16 protein-coding genes are annotated in these 17,157 nt (G+C 43.1%); all 16 read right to left on the bottom strand.

The annotated features are described in order from the left end of the window. Window positions 1-61 precede the first annotated feature (61 nt). Entirely contained in the window at window positions 62-1,240 is a 1,179-nt protein-coding gene (locus MHB62_RS09030) for a glycine C-acetyltransferase (protein WP_003231837.1), read from the bottom strand. 12 nt (window positions 1,241-1,252) lie between these two features. Next, window positions 1,253-2,296 (bottom strand): L-threonine 3-dehydrogenase, encoded by a 1,044-nt coding sequence (gene tdh, locus MHB62_RS09025; RefSeq protein ID WP_003244880.1) that lies wholly within the window; start codon window positions 2,294-2,296, stop codon window positions 1,253-1,255. Window positions 2,297-2,561: 265 nt separating this feature from the next. Next, window positions 2,562-2,822 (bottom strand): stage V sporulation protein SpoVS, encoded by a 261-nt coding sequence (gene spoVS / locus MHB62_RS09020; protein WP_003154135.1) that lies wholly within the window; start codon window positions 2,820-2,822, stop codon window positions 2,562-2,564. Window positions 2,823-3,021: 199 nt separating this feature from the next. Then, window positions 3,022-3,816: a 2',3'-cyclic-nucleotide 2'-phosphodiesterase gene (ymdB, locus tag MHB62_RS09015; protein ID WP_003245138.1), complete on the bottom strand. Its 795-nt coding sequence runs from the start codon at window positions 3,814-3,816 to the stop codon at window positions 3,022-3,024. Window positions 3,817-3,884: 68 nt separating this feature from the next. Next, window positions 3,885-5,447, bottom strand: a complete 1,563-nt coding sequence (gene rny, locus MHB62_RS09010) for a ribonuclease Y (RefSeq protein WP_003221010.1) — start codon at window positions 5,445-5,447, stop codon at window positions 3,885-3,887. 275 nt (window positions 5,448-5,722) lie between these two features. Continuing rightward, window positions 5,723-6,898 (bottom strand): serine hydrolase, encoded by a 1,176-nt coding sequence (locus tag MHB62_RS09005; RefSeq protein ID WP_032721572.1) that lies wholly within the window; start codon window positions 6,896-6,898, stop codon window positions 5,723-5,725. Window positions 6,899-7,065: 167 nt separating this feature from the next. Beyond that, complete coding sequence (gene recA / locus MHB62_RS09000; protein ID WP_003245789.1) at window positions 7,066-8,112, bottom strand: recombinase RecA; 1,047 nt, start codon at window positions 8,110-8,112, stop codon at window positions 7,066-7,068. A gap of 172 nt (window positions 8,113-8,284) precedes the next feature. Then, window positions 8,285-9,535, bottom strand: a complete 1,251-nt coding sequence (locus MHB62_RS08995; RefSeq protein WP_003231847.1) for a competence/damage-inducible protein A — start codon at window positions 9,533-9,535, stop codon at window positions 8,285-8,287. A gap of 17 nt (window positions 9,536-9,552) precedes the next feature. Next, the gene (gene pgsA, locus MHB62_RS08990; RefSeq protein ID WP_003244753.1) at window positions 9,553-10,134 is read right to left on the bottom strand and encodes a CDP-diacylglycerol--glycerol-3-phosphate 3-phosphatidyltransferase; all 582 of its coding nucleotides are present in this window, start codon (window positions 10,132-10,134) and stop codon (window positions 9,553-9,555) included. A gap of 49 nt (window positions 10,135-10,183) precedes the next feature. Then, window positions 10,184-11,050, bottom strand: coding sequence for a cell shape determination protein RodZ (gene rodZ / locus MHB62_RS08985; protein ID WP_010886511.1), 867 nt, complete (start codon window positions 11,048-11,050; stop codon window positions 10,184-10,186). Between the two features lie 66 nt (window positions 11,051-11,116). Next, on the bottom strand, window positions 11,117-11,908 hold the full coding sequence (locus tag MHB62_RS08980) for a YmfK family protein (protein ID WP_003220998.1): 792 nt from the start codon (window positions 11,906-11,908) through the stop codon (window positions 11,117-11,119). Between the two features lie 129 nt (window positions 11,909-12,037). Next, the gene (locus MHB62_RS08975; protein ID WP_003245199.1) at window positions 12,038-12,295 is read right to left on the bottom strand and encodes a DUF3243 domain-containing protein; all 258 of its coding nucleotides are present in this window, start codon (window positions 12,293-12,295) and stop codon (window positions 12,038-12,040) included. A gap of 80 nt (window positions 12,296-12,375) precedes the next feature. Beyond that, window positions 12,376-13,104, bottom strand: a complete 729-nt coding sequence (gene ymfI / locus MHB62_RS08970; RefSeq protein WP_003244676.1) for an elongation factor P 5-aminopentanone reductase — start codon at window positions 13,102-13,104, stop codon at window positions 12,376-12,378. Window positions 13,105-13,158: 54 nt separating this feature from the next. Beyond that, window positions 13,159-14,445 carry an EF-P 5-aminopentanol modification-associated protein YfmH gene (yfmH, locus tag MHB62_RS08965; protein WP_003244823.1) on the bottom strand — a complete coding sequence of 429 codons (1,287 nt, stop codon included), beginning with the start codon at window positions 14,443-14,445 and terminating at the stop codon, window positions 13,159-13,161. Continuing rightward, window positions 14,442-15,722, bottom strand: a complete 1,281-nt coding sequence (yfmF, locus tag MHB62_RS08960) for an EF-P 5-aminopentanol modification-associated protein YfmF (protein WP_003245064.1) — start codon at window positions 15,720-15,722, stop codon at window positions 14,442-14,444. Before yfmF ends, yfmH begins: the two co-directional genes overlap by 4 nt. A gap of 179 nt (window positions 15,723-15,901) precedes the next feature. After that, window positions 15,902-17,110: a bacillibactin exporter BcbE gene (gene bcbE, locus MHB62_RS08955; protein ID WP_010886509.1), complete on the bottom strand. Its 1,209-nt coding sequence runs from the start codon at window positions 17,108-17,110 to the stop codon at window positions 15,902-15,904. Window positions 17,111-17,157 lie beyond the last annotated feature (47 nt).

Here is a 17,157-nt window from a genome sequence, read left to right as displayed (position 1 = left end):
CACTCATTGAGAATAATAATCAATAAGGAATCAAAAGAGGAAGAGTAAACTCTTCCTCTTGTTACAATAGCTGGAGCTCCTTTGCCGTCTTTTCGATGACATCAAGCGCCTGATCCAGTTCATCTTTGGTGTGCTCTGCTGTTATAATCGTGCGAATTCTGGCTTTTCCCTTTGCTACAGTCGGGAAAACGATACTTTGGGCAAAAACACCGCGAGAAAGGAGCTGATCTGAAAATTGCTTTGCCACACCTTCATCACCTATTAAAATAGGAAGAATCGGCGTTTCACTCTTCGTGAGAGTCAGACCCATTTTCACAAGCATTGCTTTAAAATAGGCAGTATTCTCCCACAAGCGCTCCATATGCTCCGGCTCTTCAAGCAAGACATCAATCGCTTCCATACAAGCTGCAGTGACTGCCGGCGGATGAGATGTGCTGAATAAAAATGGACGGCCTTTATGGCGCAAATAATCGATCAGCACCTTTGAACCTGCAGCGTAGCCGCCGAGCACTCCGATTGCCTTGCTTAATGTTCCGACCTGAATATGCACTCTGCCGTCAAGACCGAAGTGATTCACCGTTCCCCTGCCGTTTTCGCCAAGTACTCCGGATGCATGGGCGTCATCCACCATCACAAATGCGTCATATTTCTCAGCGAGCTCTACAATATCAGGCAGAGGAGCTATGTTGCCATCCATGGAAAATACGCCGTCTGTCACAATCAGACGCATCCGATAATTCATTGACTTTCTCAGCACCCGCTCTAAATCACTCATATTGACGTGCTGATACACCTTTTTATCCGCCTTTGTCAGTCGAATTCCGTCAATAATAGAGGCATGGTTCAATTCATCTGAGATGACAATGTCCTCTTTTGATAGAATACTTGAAAGTACGCCTTGGTTTGTTGTGAAGCCTGATTGGAATACAAGTGCCGCCTCCGTTTTTTTAAAGGCTGCCAGCTTTTTCTCAAGCTCTTGATGCATTGTAAATGTACCCGCAATCGTTCTCACTGATCCGGTGCCGGCTCCATACTGCTGAACGGCCTCCTGTGCGGCGTTGATGAGTCTAGGATGTGAAGTGAATCCGAGGTAATTATTAGAAGATAGCTGAATGACTTTTTGGTGATTCACTGTGACAGATGGGCCCTGCATAGATTCAAGCTGTTTTATGTCTTGCCATGTATGGTTTTCTTTCATACTATTAAGCTCTGCTTTTAAAAACTCAAATTCCTTCGTCATGTTTATCCCCCTTTATGGAATTAAAATTACTTTTCCGCACTGCCCGCTTCTCATCAGTTCGAAACCTTTTTCAAACTCCTCTAATGGAAACTGATGGGTAATAACAGGTGCAAGATCGATCATGTTTGAACTGATCAACTGAGACACCTGGCGCCATGTTGAAAACATTTTTCTTCCTGTGATTCCTTGGATGGTAAGCCCTTTAAATACCACTTTATTCGTCAAATCAATTGTCACCGGATGTTCCGGCAAGCTGAGAATATGAAATCTTCCGCCATTCGCAGCCATCGCAAGACCTTGGGCAATCGCTGAGGGATGGCCCGACATCTCACAAACAAGATCTGCTCCTTCTCCACTCGTTAAAGCGCTTACAATTTTGAGCGGGTCTTCTTTTTCAATAGAAACAGTACAAGTCGCTCCCATTTGTTTTGCAAGCCTCAGCCTGTATTCATTCTTATCAATCGCTATCACCTGAGAAGCTCCTGCTGCTTTTGCAACCGCAACAGCCATAAGACCAATCGGTCCGCATCCAATGACTGCAGTCGTTCCTCCTGCAGGCTGGCTCTCGAGTACGGTATGAACTGCATTTCCTAAAGGCTCTTGAATGGAAGCAATCGACGGGTCCATATCAGCGGGATTTCTCCAAATGTTATCAGCTGGAACTTTTACATACTCCGCAAAACAGCCTGCCGTGTCCACTCCGATTATAGCAGTATTGGTACACACATGAGATTTTCCTGTTAGGCAAGGGACACATTCACCACAGACAATGTGTGTTTCCGCAGACACATACTCTCCCACTTTTACACTGCTGACATTCTCTCCCACGCCCTCTACGATGCCGCTGAACTCATGGCCGAAAACATAGGGTGTTTTGATTCTCTGACGTGCCCATTGATCCCAATTATAAATGTGGACATCCGTGCCGCATATGGAAGCGGCTTTCACTTTTATGAGGACTTCATGTTTATCAATCTCAGGAATGGGAACTTCAGTCAGCACAGCACCGAACGCCCCGTCCTTTTTCATTAGAGCTTTCATCTTTCCACTCTGCATGTACAATCCTCCTTGAAAAATTCTTGTTATATTCGGATTGTACCATGATATGGAATAAGCGTAAACAGAACTGTCTTTTCCAGAAGGACAAAAGTATCTGTCTTGAAAAATGGGCGGAAATTTTTTTTGAAACGTTTTAGCTCATTTCTGATTTTGTATATTCGCTCATTTATGTGCTAAAAATACTATCGGGAGAAAATATCACAATAAATGAAAAACAACCTGTTTGCATTACGCAAACAGGTTGAGAATGCTTTATTTGTTTTTAGCGAGGCTCCACGATTAATTTAATCGCTGTTCTTTCTTCCCCATCGATTTGAATATCTGTAAAAGCCGGAATACAAATCAAATCAACGCCGCTTGGCGCCACAAATCCCCTGGCAATCGCCACAGCTTTTACAGCCTGGTTTAATGCACCCGCTCCGATCGCTTGAATCTCGGCGGCTCCTCGCTCTCTCAACACGCCTGCAAGCGCACCTGCCACTGAATTTGGACTCGATTTTGCTGAAACTTTTAAGATTTCCATTTCTGCTCCCCCTTAGTTTTACAATGGATAAGTGAGTGTTCATTAGAACAATCATTATTAGATGTTGCTATCCAAAAAGCCATCCCCACAATGCTTTTCAAAAATAGCGGGCTACCTTCCATTTTTACTATATTCACTAAGGAGTTGCTATATTCCTGCTTTTCTTTTTAATATTTTTATAAAATAACCATATGTTCAACTATTCAAAGAACATGTGATCATCGTTGATTAAAATACGCTCAATTTTCACGGCTTTTTTCGTTTGATCGTCAATGTCAATGACAACTCCGCTGAGCGTTGTTTTTCCTTCAGCGACAGTAAACCGGACTGGAAGGTTCGTTTTGAATCGCTTAATAATCGTCTCTCTGTCCATCCCCAGTATACCGTCATACGGGCCAGTCATTCCCACATCAGTAATATATGCCGTTCCCTTCGGCAAAATGCGGTTATCCGCTGTTTGCACGTGTGTATGAGTTCCTACTACAGCCGATGCCCGTCCATCCGTGTACCAGCCAAGTGCGAGCTTTTCACTTGTCGCTTCGGCATGAAAGTCAATAAAAATGTACGGTGTTCTTTTCGCAGCTTCTGCGATCAATTCATCCGCTTTTAAAAACGGGTCATCAAGCGGCGGCAAAAACGTACGTCCCTGCAAATTAATGACTGCTAGTTCTTTGCCGTTTGCTTTCACATATGTGATCCCTTTCCCCGGTGTTCCTTCAGGAAAGTTTGCCGGGCGAACCAAGTTCGGAACGTCATCTATAAAATCAAATATTTCTTTTTTGTCCCATGTGTGGTTCCCCATTGTGATTGCATCTGCGCCGGACTGGATTAAGCTGTGATAAATTTTTTCCGTCAGGCCTTTTCCATGTGCGGCGTTTTCACCATTAATAATGGTAAAGTGAGGCTTATATTTTGTTTTTAGCTTTGGTACATATTCTTTGACCATGTCACGGCCCGGTGAACCGACAACATCTCCGATAAATAAAATTCTCATTTTGTAAATCCTTTCTTCTTGAAAATTCCTTGCCGTCAAAAAAATAAAGTGATGCTTAGCGCATCACTTTATTTTGCATACTCTACGGCTCGAGTCTCTCTGATTACTGTCACCTTAATATGACCTGGATAATCGAGCTCGTCCTCAATTCGCTTGCGGATATCTCGCGCCAGTCGATGAGCCTCAAGATCATTAATTGAATCCGGCTTCACCATAATTCGCACTTCGCGTCCAGCCTGAATGGCAAATGATTTTTCAACACCTTCGTAGGACTCAGAAATTTCTTCGAGTTTTTCAAGTCTTCGAATATAATTCTCGAGCGTCTCACTTCTTGCGCCAGGTCTTGCAGCGGAAAGCGCATCTGCTGCAGCTACCAGTACAGCAATAATGGAAGTCGGCTCCTCGTCCCCGTGGTGTGATGCAATACTGTTAATCACGACTGGGTGCTCTTTATATTTGGTCGCAAGCTCTACCCCGATCTCAACGTGGCTTCCTTCTACTTCATGGTCAATTGCTTTCCCGATGTCGTGAAGAAGACCCGCACGTTTAGCAAGCTTTGCGTCTTCACCAAGCTCCGATGCCATTAGACCGGCCAAGAATGCGACTTCCATGGAATGCTTAAGCACATTTTGACCGTAGCTTGTACGGAACTTTAAGCGGCCGAGGATCTTGATGAGATCTGGGTGGAGGCCATGAACGCCAACCTCAAATGTCGTTTGCTCACCCATCTCACGAATATAGTCATCGACCTCGCGGCGAGATTTTTCAACCATTTCTTCAATCCGTGCCGGATGAATACGGCCATCCTGAACGAGTTTATCAAGAGCAATTCTGGCTGTCTCACGTCTGATCGGATCAAATCCGGAAAGAATGACAGCTTCAGGCGTATCATCAATAATCAGGTCAATTCCTGTCAGCGTTTCAAGCGTACGAATGTTACGCCCTTCCCGTCCGATGATACGTCCTTTCATCTCATCATTTGGAAGATTGACAACTGATACCGTTGTTTCGGCAACGTGGTCCGCTGCGCAGCGCTGTAAGGCGAGTGAAAGAATGTTTTTCGCTTTCTTATCCGCCTCTTCTTTCGCACGGTTTTCAGTTTCTTTTGTCATGATGGCGATGTCATGTGAAAGCTCGTTTTCAACCCGCTCAAGAATGATTTGTTTCGCTTCGTCACGAGTCAGACTCGAAATTCGTTCCAACTCAGACTGCTGCATACGAATCATCTCATCCACTTTGCTTTCCATCTCTTCAATATGTTGTTGTCGTTCATTCAGAGAATGATCTTTCTTCTCCAACATCGCTTCCCGTTTATCAATTCCCTCATGTTTGCGATCAAGGTTTTCCTCCTTTTGGAGTAAACGGTTTTCTTGTTTTTGAAGCTCATTTCGTCTTTCACGAACTTCCTGTTCAGCATCTATTCGAAGTTTGTGGATTTCATCCTTTGCTTCAAGCAGAGCTTCTTTTTTCAGTGCTTCAGCATCACGCTTCGCATCTTCAAGAATTTGCTCGGCTGCACCGCGTGCGCCCGCAATTTTCGCTTCGGCAATGGTTTTACGAACAAAGTAGCCAACAACTAAACCGAGTAGAATCAGCAAAATGGAGATGAGAACCATCATAATTGGGGTCATACTTTCACCTCCTCTTGCTATGAACTTGGTTGTTGCTTAAAAAGTGTCGGCATGTACATTGTCTAGTTTTCTCAACATACAGAACCTTCACAGGGAATGAGTGTGTTCATCGCCCTTGTCAAGTTTAAATGGTTTAACAATCATGTTAAAAAAACAAATGTTACAACTTCATTGTAAATGTGTCGGAAATACTTGTCAAGCTTGCCATCTTAACGTTTGCAGGCCAGTCTTCTTTTCACGTGCCGAATGCAATTCATCCAAAAGAAGATCGCCAATCATTCTTGATTTAGAAGCTGGTATATTTTATTGTTCACTTGGCCCAATTTAGCATTATTTTGAATGTTTGAGAACAAAATAACAATGGTTTGCCCAGATTTGCTAAAGCTGTTCAAGATATTGAAGCCCGGCATAACACCATGGTTTGAATAGCTTCCGGGAGCAACATAAAATCCCATGCCGTATGTGGAGCTGCTCCCTGGCGTAAACATCTTTTCATAGCTTTTTTGCGAATACAGTTTTCCGTCTATCAGCGCTTGGTCAAATTTGTACATATCTATAGCGCTCATATAAATATCACCCGCTCCATACAGCTGGGATAAATCAGGTATATACGGTGTAACTGTTTTGCTGCCCTCCATCTTATACCCGACGGCAGGATAAGGTTCTTTTTCATATGTTTTGTAAAAGCCTGCATGCGTCATTCCCGCAGGTTTAAAAATATGATTCTTTATGTACTGTTCATAGGGCTCACCGCTTACTTCAGCAATAATATAAGCAAGAACAGAATAGTTGGAATCCTTGTAGTCCCATACGCCCGGCTGACGTTTGATTCCCTGAAGTTCTATATCTTTTATTAAATCGTCCGGAGTAATGGCGCCGTTTCCTTCAATATGTCCGTTTATCCCCGATGTATGTGTAAGCAGATTCTTCAAAGTAATCGTTTGTCCGTTGGGAAAATGAGGTAAATATGTGCTTATCGGATCACTTGTCTGAAGTTTCCCCTTTTCCTCAAGCTGCAAAATAGCAGTTGCAATCAGCGCTTTTTGTGATGAACCGACATAAAAAGATGTCAATGGATTATTTTGAATGTAGTGTTTACGGTCAGCATAGCCAAAACCTTTATTTGTTACGATTTCTCCATTTCTGACAATCATGGCTGTTCCGCTGAAACCGATCTCTTTTAAATAATTGCTGATTTTTTGGTTTCGATCCACTGTTTTGATTTGTTCCTCTGATTTTTTGGCAGTTTTCTTTTTGACCTCTTTTTTCTGATCGGTATTTGAAACCGCTGCAGTTTCTTGAGATGGTTCGTTTTCTTCACTATTTCGATGAAGAGCATTCCAAATCGTAATGCAAACCATCACTGCTAAAAGACCAAACAACAGTTTTCCTCTTTTATTTAGTTTTCTCCGTCTGCGTTTCGCAGTTCTTCTGCGGGTTGGGCTTGTCATTCATTTTTTCCTCCCAAAATAAATTCCATTTTGCACACGTTTTGTTAGACGAATAAAGCCCTAAAAAAGTTGTCAAAAAAAGCAATATTTTTATCATTTTTTTGCAAAATACAAAAAAGCTGAGTTTTTCACTCAGCCTTTTGTATCATTTGAAACTTATTTTATTTTTATTCTTCAAATTCGAGTTCTTCTTGTGTCTCTTCAGCTTGCTGCTGCACTACTCCGTTATTATCCAAGCCGTAATGTTCGCGAATTTGCTCCTGGATCATCAGCATGATATCTTTATTTTCTTTCAGGAATTGTTTTGCATTTTCACGGCCTTGGCCAAGACGCTCTTCTTCATAAGAGTACCATGAACCGCTTTTTTGCACGATATCAAGTTCAGTTCCTAGATCAATGATTTCGCCTTCTTTTGAAATGCCTTCTCCGTACATAATGTCAACCTCGGCTGTACGGAACGGCGGAGCCACCTTGTTTTTCACGACTTTGATTTTCGTTTTGTTCCCCATTACGTCGTTGCCTTGTTTCAGCTGTTCAGCACGGCGCACTTCAAGACGCACGGAAGAATAGAATTTCAACGCACGGCCGCCAGGTGTTGTTTCCGGGTTCCCGAACATAACACCGACTTTTTCACGAATTTGGTTAATGAAAATCGCGATTGTCTTCGATTTGTTAATGGCCCCTGAAAGCTTACGAAGCGCTTGAGACATTAAGCGTGCTTGTAAACCGACATGCGAATCTCCCATGTCGCCTTCAATTTCCGCTTTCGGAACGAGAGCGGCTACAGAGTCGACAACGACAATGTCAACTGCCCCGCTTCGAACCAATGCTTCCGCAATTTCAAGCGCCTGCTCGCCTGTGTCAGGCTGAGACAGTAAAAGCTCTTCGATGTTAACACCGAGCTTTTGCGCGTATACCGGATCTAACGCATGCTCCGCATCGATAAACGCGGCTTGTCCGCCCTGCTGCTGAACTTCAGCAATCGCATGAAGCGCCACAGTTGTTTTACCTGAGCTTTCAGGACCGTATACTTCAATAATCCGTCCGCGAGGATATCCGCCAATTCCCAGTGCTGTATCAAGAGCGAGGGAGCCGCTTGGTACAGTAGAAATTCTTGTATCTGTCTTTTCTCCCAGTTTCATAATGGAACCTTTGCCGAACTGTTTTTCTATTTGTTTAAGAGCCATATCTAAGGCTGCCTGACGATCACTCATTCTATTTTTTCCTCCTTTATGTTACCACTACATATACTATACCCTGTTTGAAGGGATTTGCCAAGAAAAAAGCGAACGCATATTCGGATTTTTTCTTGGCGTGATTCCTATCAAAATATCATAATGTATCAGAGAAATCATGTTTTCTTAGGAGGATAATGTGCTGAAAATATTATTTTTGCTCTAAAAGCTTTAAGATTAAATGGCAGCCGTATTTAGCGCCGCGTTTTCTGATCCCCGTTCTGGAGCCCGCAAAGTGAAACTCGTGAACCTCTTCTTTACCATTTGCGGAAATGCCGATAAACACATGCCCAGGCTCATGCCCTTCTTGAGCATCAGGTCCTGCTACACCAGTAAAGCTAATGCCGATATCGCTGCCAGTGAGTTTTTGAACACCCTTAGCCAGTTCGGATGCGCACTCCTTGCTGACCGCCCCAAAACGATCTAATGTTTCCTTCTTGACACCAAGCACATTCTGCTTCACGTCGTTTGTATAGCAAACAACGCCCCCGGCAAATAATTTTGAGGCACCGCTATGATCCGTCAGCCATTCAGAAAACAGCCCTCCGGTAAAGCTTTCTGCCGCAGAAATTGTTATGCCTTTTTCCTTACACGCTATAGATAGCTCTTTTACAAGAGAAGTATCATCGTAACCATAGAAAAATTCACCGACACGCTCTAAGATAACGGCCTCTGTTTCTTTTAACAGACGCTCTGTTTCCTTTTCATCGGCGTGTTTGGCTGTCAGACGCAGCGTCACCTCTCCATCAGCCGCCAAAGGCGCAATTGTCGGATTGGTTTGTGCATCAATAATATCTTCCAAATCGGCTTCAAGCTGAGATTCACCGATACCGAAAAAGCGAAGAACAGTTGACACAATTTTTTCATTTGAACCCATCTTTTTCAGCAGAAGAGGCTTTGCCTCGTTTTCAAACATTGGACGCAATTCGCTCGGCGGTCCAGGAAGAAGCATATAATAGCGCGATTCATGCTCTGTGAGCATTCCCGGGGCCATTCCAAAGTGATTCGCCAGCACGTCAGAGCCTTCGATCACAAGCGCCTGTTTTCGGTTATTAGGTGACATCGTGCGTTTTGTTCGTTTGAAATAGTCCTCAATGGATTGGAATGCCTCATCATTTAACACAAGCGGACGTCCCAGCGTATTTGCAATCGTTTCTTTCGTCAGATCATCTTTTGTGGGTCCAAGCCCTCCTGAAAAAATAATGAAGTCAGAGCGTTCTTCAGCAATGCGGATGACCTGCTTCAGCCGCTCCGGGTTATCTCCGACCGCTGTATGATAAAATACGTTGACCCCGATTTCAGCGAGCTGTTTGCTGATAAATTGAGCATTTGTATTGGCGATTTGGCCAAGCAGCAGCTCTGAACCGACTGCAATTATTTCTGCTTTTTTTGGAAATTCCATGACGAAGTCCTTCTTTCTTAGTTAGATGTTTTTAACGCTTCCCAGTTTTTAGAGAAATATTCCCAGCCTGAAACGACAGTAAAGAAGACGGCTACCCACAGCGCCAAGTCCGCAAACGGGAATGACACAAGTTCAAATGGAAGATTATGAAGAAGCAATGCGGATACCGCAATAATCTGTGCCCAGGTTTTGATTTTACCAAGCATGTTAGCAGCTACGACTTCTCCTGTTCCGGCCAAAACAAGCCTTAAACCTGTCACGGCAAACTCCCTGCTGATAATCACAATGACCATCCAAGCTGGAGCGAGATCAAATTGAACAAGGATAATTAACGCTGCGGATACGAGCAGCTTGTCCGCAAGCGGATCAAGAAATTTCCCAAAGTTTGTTACGAGATTTAATTTTCGGGCATAATACCCGTCCACCCAGTCTGTTGTAGATGCAATAATAAATAGAATGGCCCCCGCCAAATGTGCGACCGGGATCGATTCGTCTCCAACTTCGAGCCTGCCCCAGTCAAACGGCGCCAGCATGATAATCATGAAGATTGGGATTAATGCGATTCTAGCTAGTGTGATTTTATTTGGTAAGTTAAACATAAAGCCCCTCCAATTTCATACTCGGACGTGAAGAAAAGTCATCTGATAATTAAGATGACTTTTCTTCCTTTTTATTTACAATCTTTATGGTTTGTGCCATCACTTTTTTCGGATCAAGTTCATATGAAAGAACCTTACCGTTGATTTTTATTTTCAGATTAGGTGCATATCCGGTGCGGATATCAACTTGTTTCTGATCAGTTATGTCTTTTTTATAGGTTTCGTCTTTTTTCAGCGTTCCTTCTTTTAAAGAGCTGCTGTTTTCATCGCGCACTCGAATCCAGGAGCTGTCTGATGCCTTCAGTTCCAGCTCGATTTTATCAGCGCCGGACACTTCATAAGTCGTTAACGATCCTTCAGTGCCAGCAGCTTTAATCTCCAGCTTCTCACTGTCATTTTCTTTTTTCTTATCTTCGTTTTCTTTCGTTTCTTTTTTAGTGTCTGTCTCTTTTTCAGAGCTGTTATTTTGATTCTCTTTCAGCGTTGAATCTTTAGGGATTTCGTACTTGCTCTCACTTTGCGTAATTGCTTTTTCTGATGCCGCATTGTGATCATCACTGTTTTTGTGATTGGCAAACTGAATGATCGCGTACACAATGGCAATCACGACAATCACGCCGAGAATAACAAGTATCGTTGGCAGCAGCTCCAGCGCCTTAGATGCTGGCTTTGGCATTTCCTTTTGAAGATTCATGCCGGAGATCTTTTCAGACACATCATCATGATACGTATTAGGGATATCTTTTTTATGCTCCTCAAACAGCTGATCCGCATCAAGCCCAACGGCTTCTGCATATTGCTTGATGAATGCCCGAACATAAAACTTCCCCGGAATAATGTCATAGTTTCCTTCCTCCAAGGCGGTTAAATACCTTTTTTGAATCTTTGTTGCCGCTTGGAGATCATCCAATGACATTGCTTTTTCCTCTCTGGCTTCTTTGAGCCGGATTCCTAGTTCAGTCACAACAAACACCTTCCAATTTTAAAAATCAAAGCTTGAAAACCCGGATTGATCAAACATTTGGGGTTCCTCGGCATGTTCATATGTAATAACCTCATCAGGGTCATTTCTCAGTTCAATAATATAATCAAAGTCATCTAGTGTATACTCTGTATTTTGAACGAATATGTCCGGATGCTCCACCACTTTTGTTGCAGGCAGCCGCATGATTTCTCGGACCAGCTGGAGATGGCGTTCTGACCCTCTTCGTGTTGACACAATTCCGTCAACGATAAAGACATTTTCAGTGCTGTATTCATCGGCAATCAGCTGGCTTCTTATCGTCTGCTTCAGCAAGGTTGATGACACAAACAGCCACCTTTTGCTCGCACACACACTAGAGGCTACAATCGATTCCGTTTTCCCGACACGCGGCATACCTCTGATTCCGATTAATTTATGGCCTTCTTTTTTGAACAATTCGGCCATAAAATCGACTAATAAGCCAAGCTCGTCCCGTTCAAAGCGGAACGTTTTCTTGTCATCGGCATCCCGTTGAATATAACGGCCGTGGCGTACGGCAAGACGGTCGCGAAGCCTCGGTTCTCTAAGCTTCGTTACTTTAATTGTTTCCATCGTTTTTAAGATTGATTCTAATCGTTTAATTTGATCTATATGGCGGCACCTGAGGAGCATTCCCCTTCTGGAAAGATCGACGCCGTTTATCGTTACGATGTTGATAGAAAGCATCCCAAGAAGAGATGAAATATCCCCGAGCAGTCCGGGGCGGTTCACTTGAATTTCATATTCAAAATACCATTCGAGCTTTGCCAAATGATATACCCCCTTCATTGTGGCAAAATTTTACCTTCCTTTATCATAAAGCATTTTTCTCTAATTAGAAAGAAGAATGTTGCTGTGATGAGGAAAACATAAAAAAGAGAGGAAAAATCCCCTCTCTTCCTAGTGAGTGCTGTTATTTTCAACAAGCTTAACCATCATATTGGCAATGGCGTGCTGTTCATCTTTTGATGCTACACTCCAAAGATCTGCCAGCACTTTTTCCTGCTCGTTCTTAGATTCCACTTCATTAGCCAAGTAGCTGCCGATTTCTGTCGCAAGATCTGTAATCGTATCCTGGCTCATACCTTTATCTTGCGCATAGTTCAGACGGTCGCCAAGGAAGTTTTTCCAGCTATCCCAGTTTTCTAATACTGACATGCTTGTTTCCTCCATTTCATGTGAAGTTACAAGATTATTGTGTCCTTCGCAAAAGAAACTATACACCGAATATTTTCGGATCAGCAGTGCCAGCCGCCATTCACCGACAGAATTTGGCCGGTGATATATGACGCTTTTTCAGACAGGAGAAAAGCTGTTGCATCCGCAATTTCTTGCGGCCGGGCCAGCCGGCCGATCGGAATCTCATCAGCGATCTCTTCTTTTTCAGCCGGGGTAAATTGATTCATCATATTTGTATCAACTGCACCCGGCGCTACGGCGTTTACTCTGATTCCGCTTGGCGCCAGCTCCTTAGCCAATCCTTTTACAAATGAATGCTGAGCTCCTTTTGCCATGCTGTACAACACTTCACAGGATGCTCCAGTCTCTCCCCAAATCGAGCTGACAGCCACAATCGCTCCCGATTTATTCCGAATCATGCCTGGCAGAAGGTTTCTCGTCAGCATATACGGACTCGCCACATGAAGCTGAACCATTTCCTGGACCGTTGCGTTATCTACATCCGTAATCAGCCCAAAATGGCTTCGTCCGCTGTTTAAAACAATCGCATCAATCGGCTGAACAATTGAACTTGTCAGCTTATCTGCTCCATCTTGCGCGGACAGGTCAGCTTGTAATATCTCCGCATTTACGCCAAACATCTGACTTAGTTTTTCAGCAAGCTCCGCTGCCGCGTTTTGATTTGTATTGTAATGCAGCAGCAGATTGTATCCTCTAGCTGCAAGGGTTTCGCTGATGCTTTTGCCAATGCCGCCGCTTGCTCCGGTGATTAGTGCTGTTTTGTTCATCCTCTTTCCTTCTTTCCGCAGAAAAACACCCCTCACACTGGAGGGATGTTTTGTTTATGATTTAGGAACAACCTTGCAGACAGTCAGTCTGTCTGCAGCGATTTCCTCTTGTATTACGTTCTGGACATCCTCGAGGGTAATCTGCTCGAGTACCGTTACAACATCAAACAGGCTCATATCCAAGAACGCATAACGGGTAAATTGATTGGCGATGTATTCAGGGGAATTCAGCGCTTTTAAGAATGTGCCGATCTTTTTCTTTCTGGCAAGTTCAATCTTTTCAGCAGTAATCAGTTCACCGGCGCGCAAAAGCATGCTTGAAATGTCTTCAGCCAATTGATCAGGCTCAGGCGTATCTCCGCCGATCGCCGCAAAACCGAACCCATATTCAGCAGTAAAATCAAAGCTGAACGTTTCGTCAATATATCCTTTTTCATAAAGTGATTCATACTGGGCAGAGCTTTTGCCAAAAAGAGCTTCAAGCAATAAGTTCATTGAAAGTTCATGCTTTAAGAGCTCTTTGCCTAATTTAAACGGATTTTTGGATTTCAGCCCAACAAGGCATTTCGGTCCCTGCACGTTCATTTTGATCTCTTTTTCTTTTCGGAAAACCGCTTCTTGCTCTTTCACTTCTTCTCGTTTGATCTCCGGCTGATCAGTATACGGCTTTTTCCCCTGGTTTTCTCTTACCTGAGAAATAATCGCTTCAGGATCTACAGGGCCGACAATGAAAAGGAGCATGTTACTCGGGTGATAAAACGTTTCATAGCATTCATAAAGAAGGTCTTTTGTAATATGTGAAATGCTTTCCACTGTTCCCGCTATGTCAATTCTGACAGGATGCTCTTTGTACATGTTTTCAATGACCCCGAAGTAAAGCCTCCAATCAGGGTTATCGTCGTACATATTAATCTCCTGCCCGATAATCCCTTTTTCCTTTTCAACCGTTTTTTCAGTAAAATATGGGTCCTGTACGAAATCGATAAGCGTCTCTAAATTGCGTTCAACATTTGATGTGCTTGAGAAAAGGTAAGCCGTTCTTGTAAATGACGTAAACGCATTGGCAGAAGCCCCCTGTTTGCTGAAATCTTGAAAAACGTCTCCGTCCGCTTTCTCAAACAGCTTGTGCTCAAGAAAGTGAGCAATCCCGTCCGGCACGTGAACCATCTCGTTTTTACCTAAAGGGACAAACCGGTTATCTATCGAGCCGTACTTTGTTGTAAAGACCGCATATGTCTTGTTGAAGCCTTTTTTCGGCAAAACGTAAACATCAAGGCCGTTGGACATTTTTTCATGATACAGCGTCTCCTGAAGCTGTTCATATTCGATTGGTTTGATCAAGATGCACCCTCCGTCCCTTTTAAGAAATAAGTCGTATCAAGCTGAATCTTTTCGCCGGCTTTAATGATATCCTCTTTTGTGACATTCTCAATATTGGCAAGAAAGTCTTCGATAGGAATCTCGACTTGAGCAGCGGCCTGCTGATATAAAAACTCAGATAAACCGTATGCTGTATCAATCGTTTCCAGCACTTGATTTCGAATAACGGCCTTTGTCTGTGCTATATCCTGCTCACTGAAATCGCCATTTTTCATTGCCTGGAATTGCTCAGCAATAATCGAAACCGCCTGTTCAAAATTTTTCACTTCAATGCCTGACATCACCATTAACAAGCCTTTAAAACTTTCTATACGCGAAGCCGCGTAGTAAGCAAGACTGGCTTTTTCCCGAACATTAATGAAAAGTTTAGAATGAGAGAATCCGCCGAACAATCCGTTAAACACTTGTAAAGCAGGATAATCCTGATCTGTATAAGTGATGCTGGTGCGGTAGCCGATATTCAGTTTTCCTTGCTTGACATCCTCTTCATCAATTACTTCTTTTGGCTGAACTTTTTCATCAGCGTGATTGTTTTCAATCATGCCAAGAGTGCGCTCTTCTGTTTTGAAATACTTATCAATTGCCGATTGTACCTGGTTACTGTCCACGTCGCCAACAACATATAGATCAAGCTGGTCTTTTTGGATAGCGCTTTGGTATGTTTCGTATAATTGCTCTGCCGTAATGTCATCGACATCGTCGATTTCACCATTGACATGAAGCGCGTAAGGATCATTTTTGCACATTTCCTGTATCAGCCTTAAATTCGAATAACGCATTTTATCATCATAGACGGCTTGGATTCTTTGCTTAAGCGTCCGTTTTTCTTGAGCCACATATTGTGACTGAAAAGCGTCTCCCTCCAAAGCAGGTGAAAAGACGAGTTCTGCGAGAAGCTGGAGCCCTTTCTCGAGAAGCGGCGTTTGGTCTTTTAAATATTTTTCATTCGGGATTTCAAGCCTGAACGTAATGACATGCCGCTCTCCTTTTTTCGTAAGATCAGCCGATACTGACGTGCCGTACAGCTCATCCAAGTATGAACGCAATTCTGCGGTTTTCGGATGGCTTTTCGTTCCGCGAAGAAGCACATGCGGGAGAAGCGCTCTTTTGGTGACTTGATCCTTTGTCAGCGGCGCAAGCATCTTAAAAATAAGCGAGACGGTTTTGAATTTTTCTGTTTTTACAATGTGTGCGGTTAAACCGCCGTGCTTTGATTTGAGTTCATTAACATATGACATATGGAACCTCCTTCGTTCATTTCTTAATTAGTATGTATTATGACCAATTTTCAGCATCCGCAGAAACACTCTTTCATGTAATTATAGCAACTGTAGGATTTATAAGGAAACAATAACCTCCGCATGCTGTATAGGTACAGTTGTAAACTGTGCAAGAAAGCGCAAAAAAAGACGGCTGGCTAGACCGTCCCTAAGTTTTTTTCTTCTTCACTTTTTTTAGCATCTACAGTAAAGAGCACTAAAAATAAAGAAACGATGCTGCAAAACGCCGAGAGTATGAAAATAATCCAGTTTGCATTAGACATTAATGCAGCAAAAACAGGTGGACCGAGAGCTACTCCTATAAAGCGCATGCTATTGTAAAAGGAGGAAATGGTTCCGCATTGTTCACTTTCAATCCCTTCGGTTATCAATGCATCTAAAGCAGGAAGAGCCATTCCAATCCCAATCCCGCCAAAGCTTAAAAAGACAAATAAAAAATAAAAACTGTGGTTCCACCACAAGGCAATAAACGAAAGGGTTAACAGAATCATTCCTGTAACAACGCAAAATTTCATTCGGCCTTTATCTTTACCGATCTTTTTGCCAGCTATAAAAGAACTGGTTGACAAAAACAAAAGTGGGATTGCCAGTAATCCGCCTTTAGCTACTCCGTCAATAGCATACTTGTTCTCCAGCGTATCTGATAAATAAAATAATACGCCAAATAACAAAAACATAATGACACACCCGATAATGAAGACCGTATAAAGCCAGCGACCATCCTGTTTAAAAATTTTCTTCACACTCTTAATAAACTCAGAAACAGCAGGCGCATCTTCATCTTCTTCAGGCTTGGCCACCAAAAACAATACGAGCAAAAAGCTGATCAAACAGAAAAACGGAATAAACCAAAACGGTACAAACCAATACCAAGAAGCCAGTAAGGCTCCAAGTATGGGACTCAGTACCTTCCCTGACGTGTTGGCGGTTTCAATATCGCCAAGACCCGCGCTGACCTTTTCATCGTCTCCTTTAAACAGGTCGCCGATAAACGGCATGACAATCGGAGCGGCACCTGCAGAACCAATGCCTTGAAGAACCCGCCCCGCCAAGATCATAGCATAAGGGTTTTTCATATAGGTCGAGGCAAAAGCAGCTACGGCTCCCCCCAATCCTGCAATGAGGAGGCATGGAAGCAATATTTTTTTTCTCCCGAAACGATCCGACAAATATCCGGCAATCGGAATGCAAATAATTGCTACTACTGAATATACAGTAATGATTAAAGATACTTGAAATGAAGTCACAGACAGCTTTTTCTCCATCATCGGAAGAACAGGAATCAGCATGGAGTTCCCGAGTGTCATCACAAGCGGGACAGAAGACAATGCAATAATATTTTTCATTCCATTTTTCTCTCTCAACATTTTCACCCATTCACTTTCTTGTCATC

The organism is Bacillus sp. FSL K6-0255 (assembly GCF_045040725.1).
In the GTDB taxonomy this organism is placed as follows: Bacteria; Bacillota; Bacilli; order Bacillales; family Bacillaceae; genus Bacillus; species Bacillus subtilis.
Note: the sequence above shows the minus strand (reverse complement) of the source record. Positions and strands in the feature narration are given on the sequence as shown.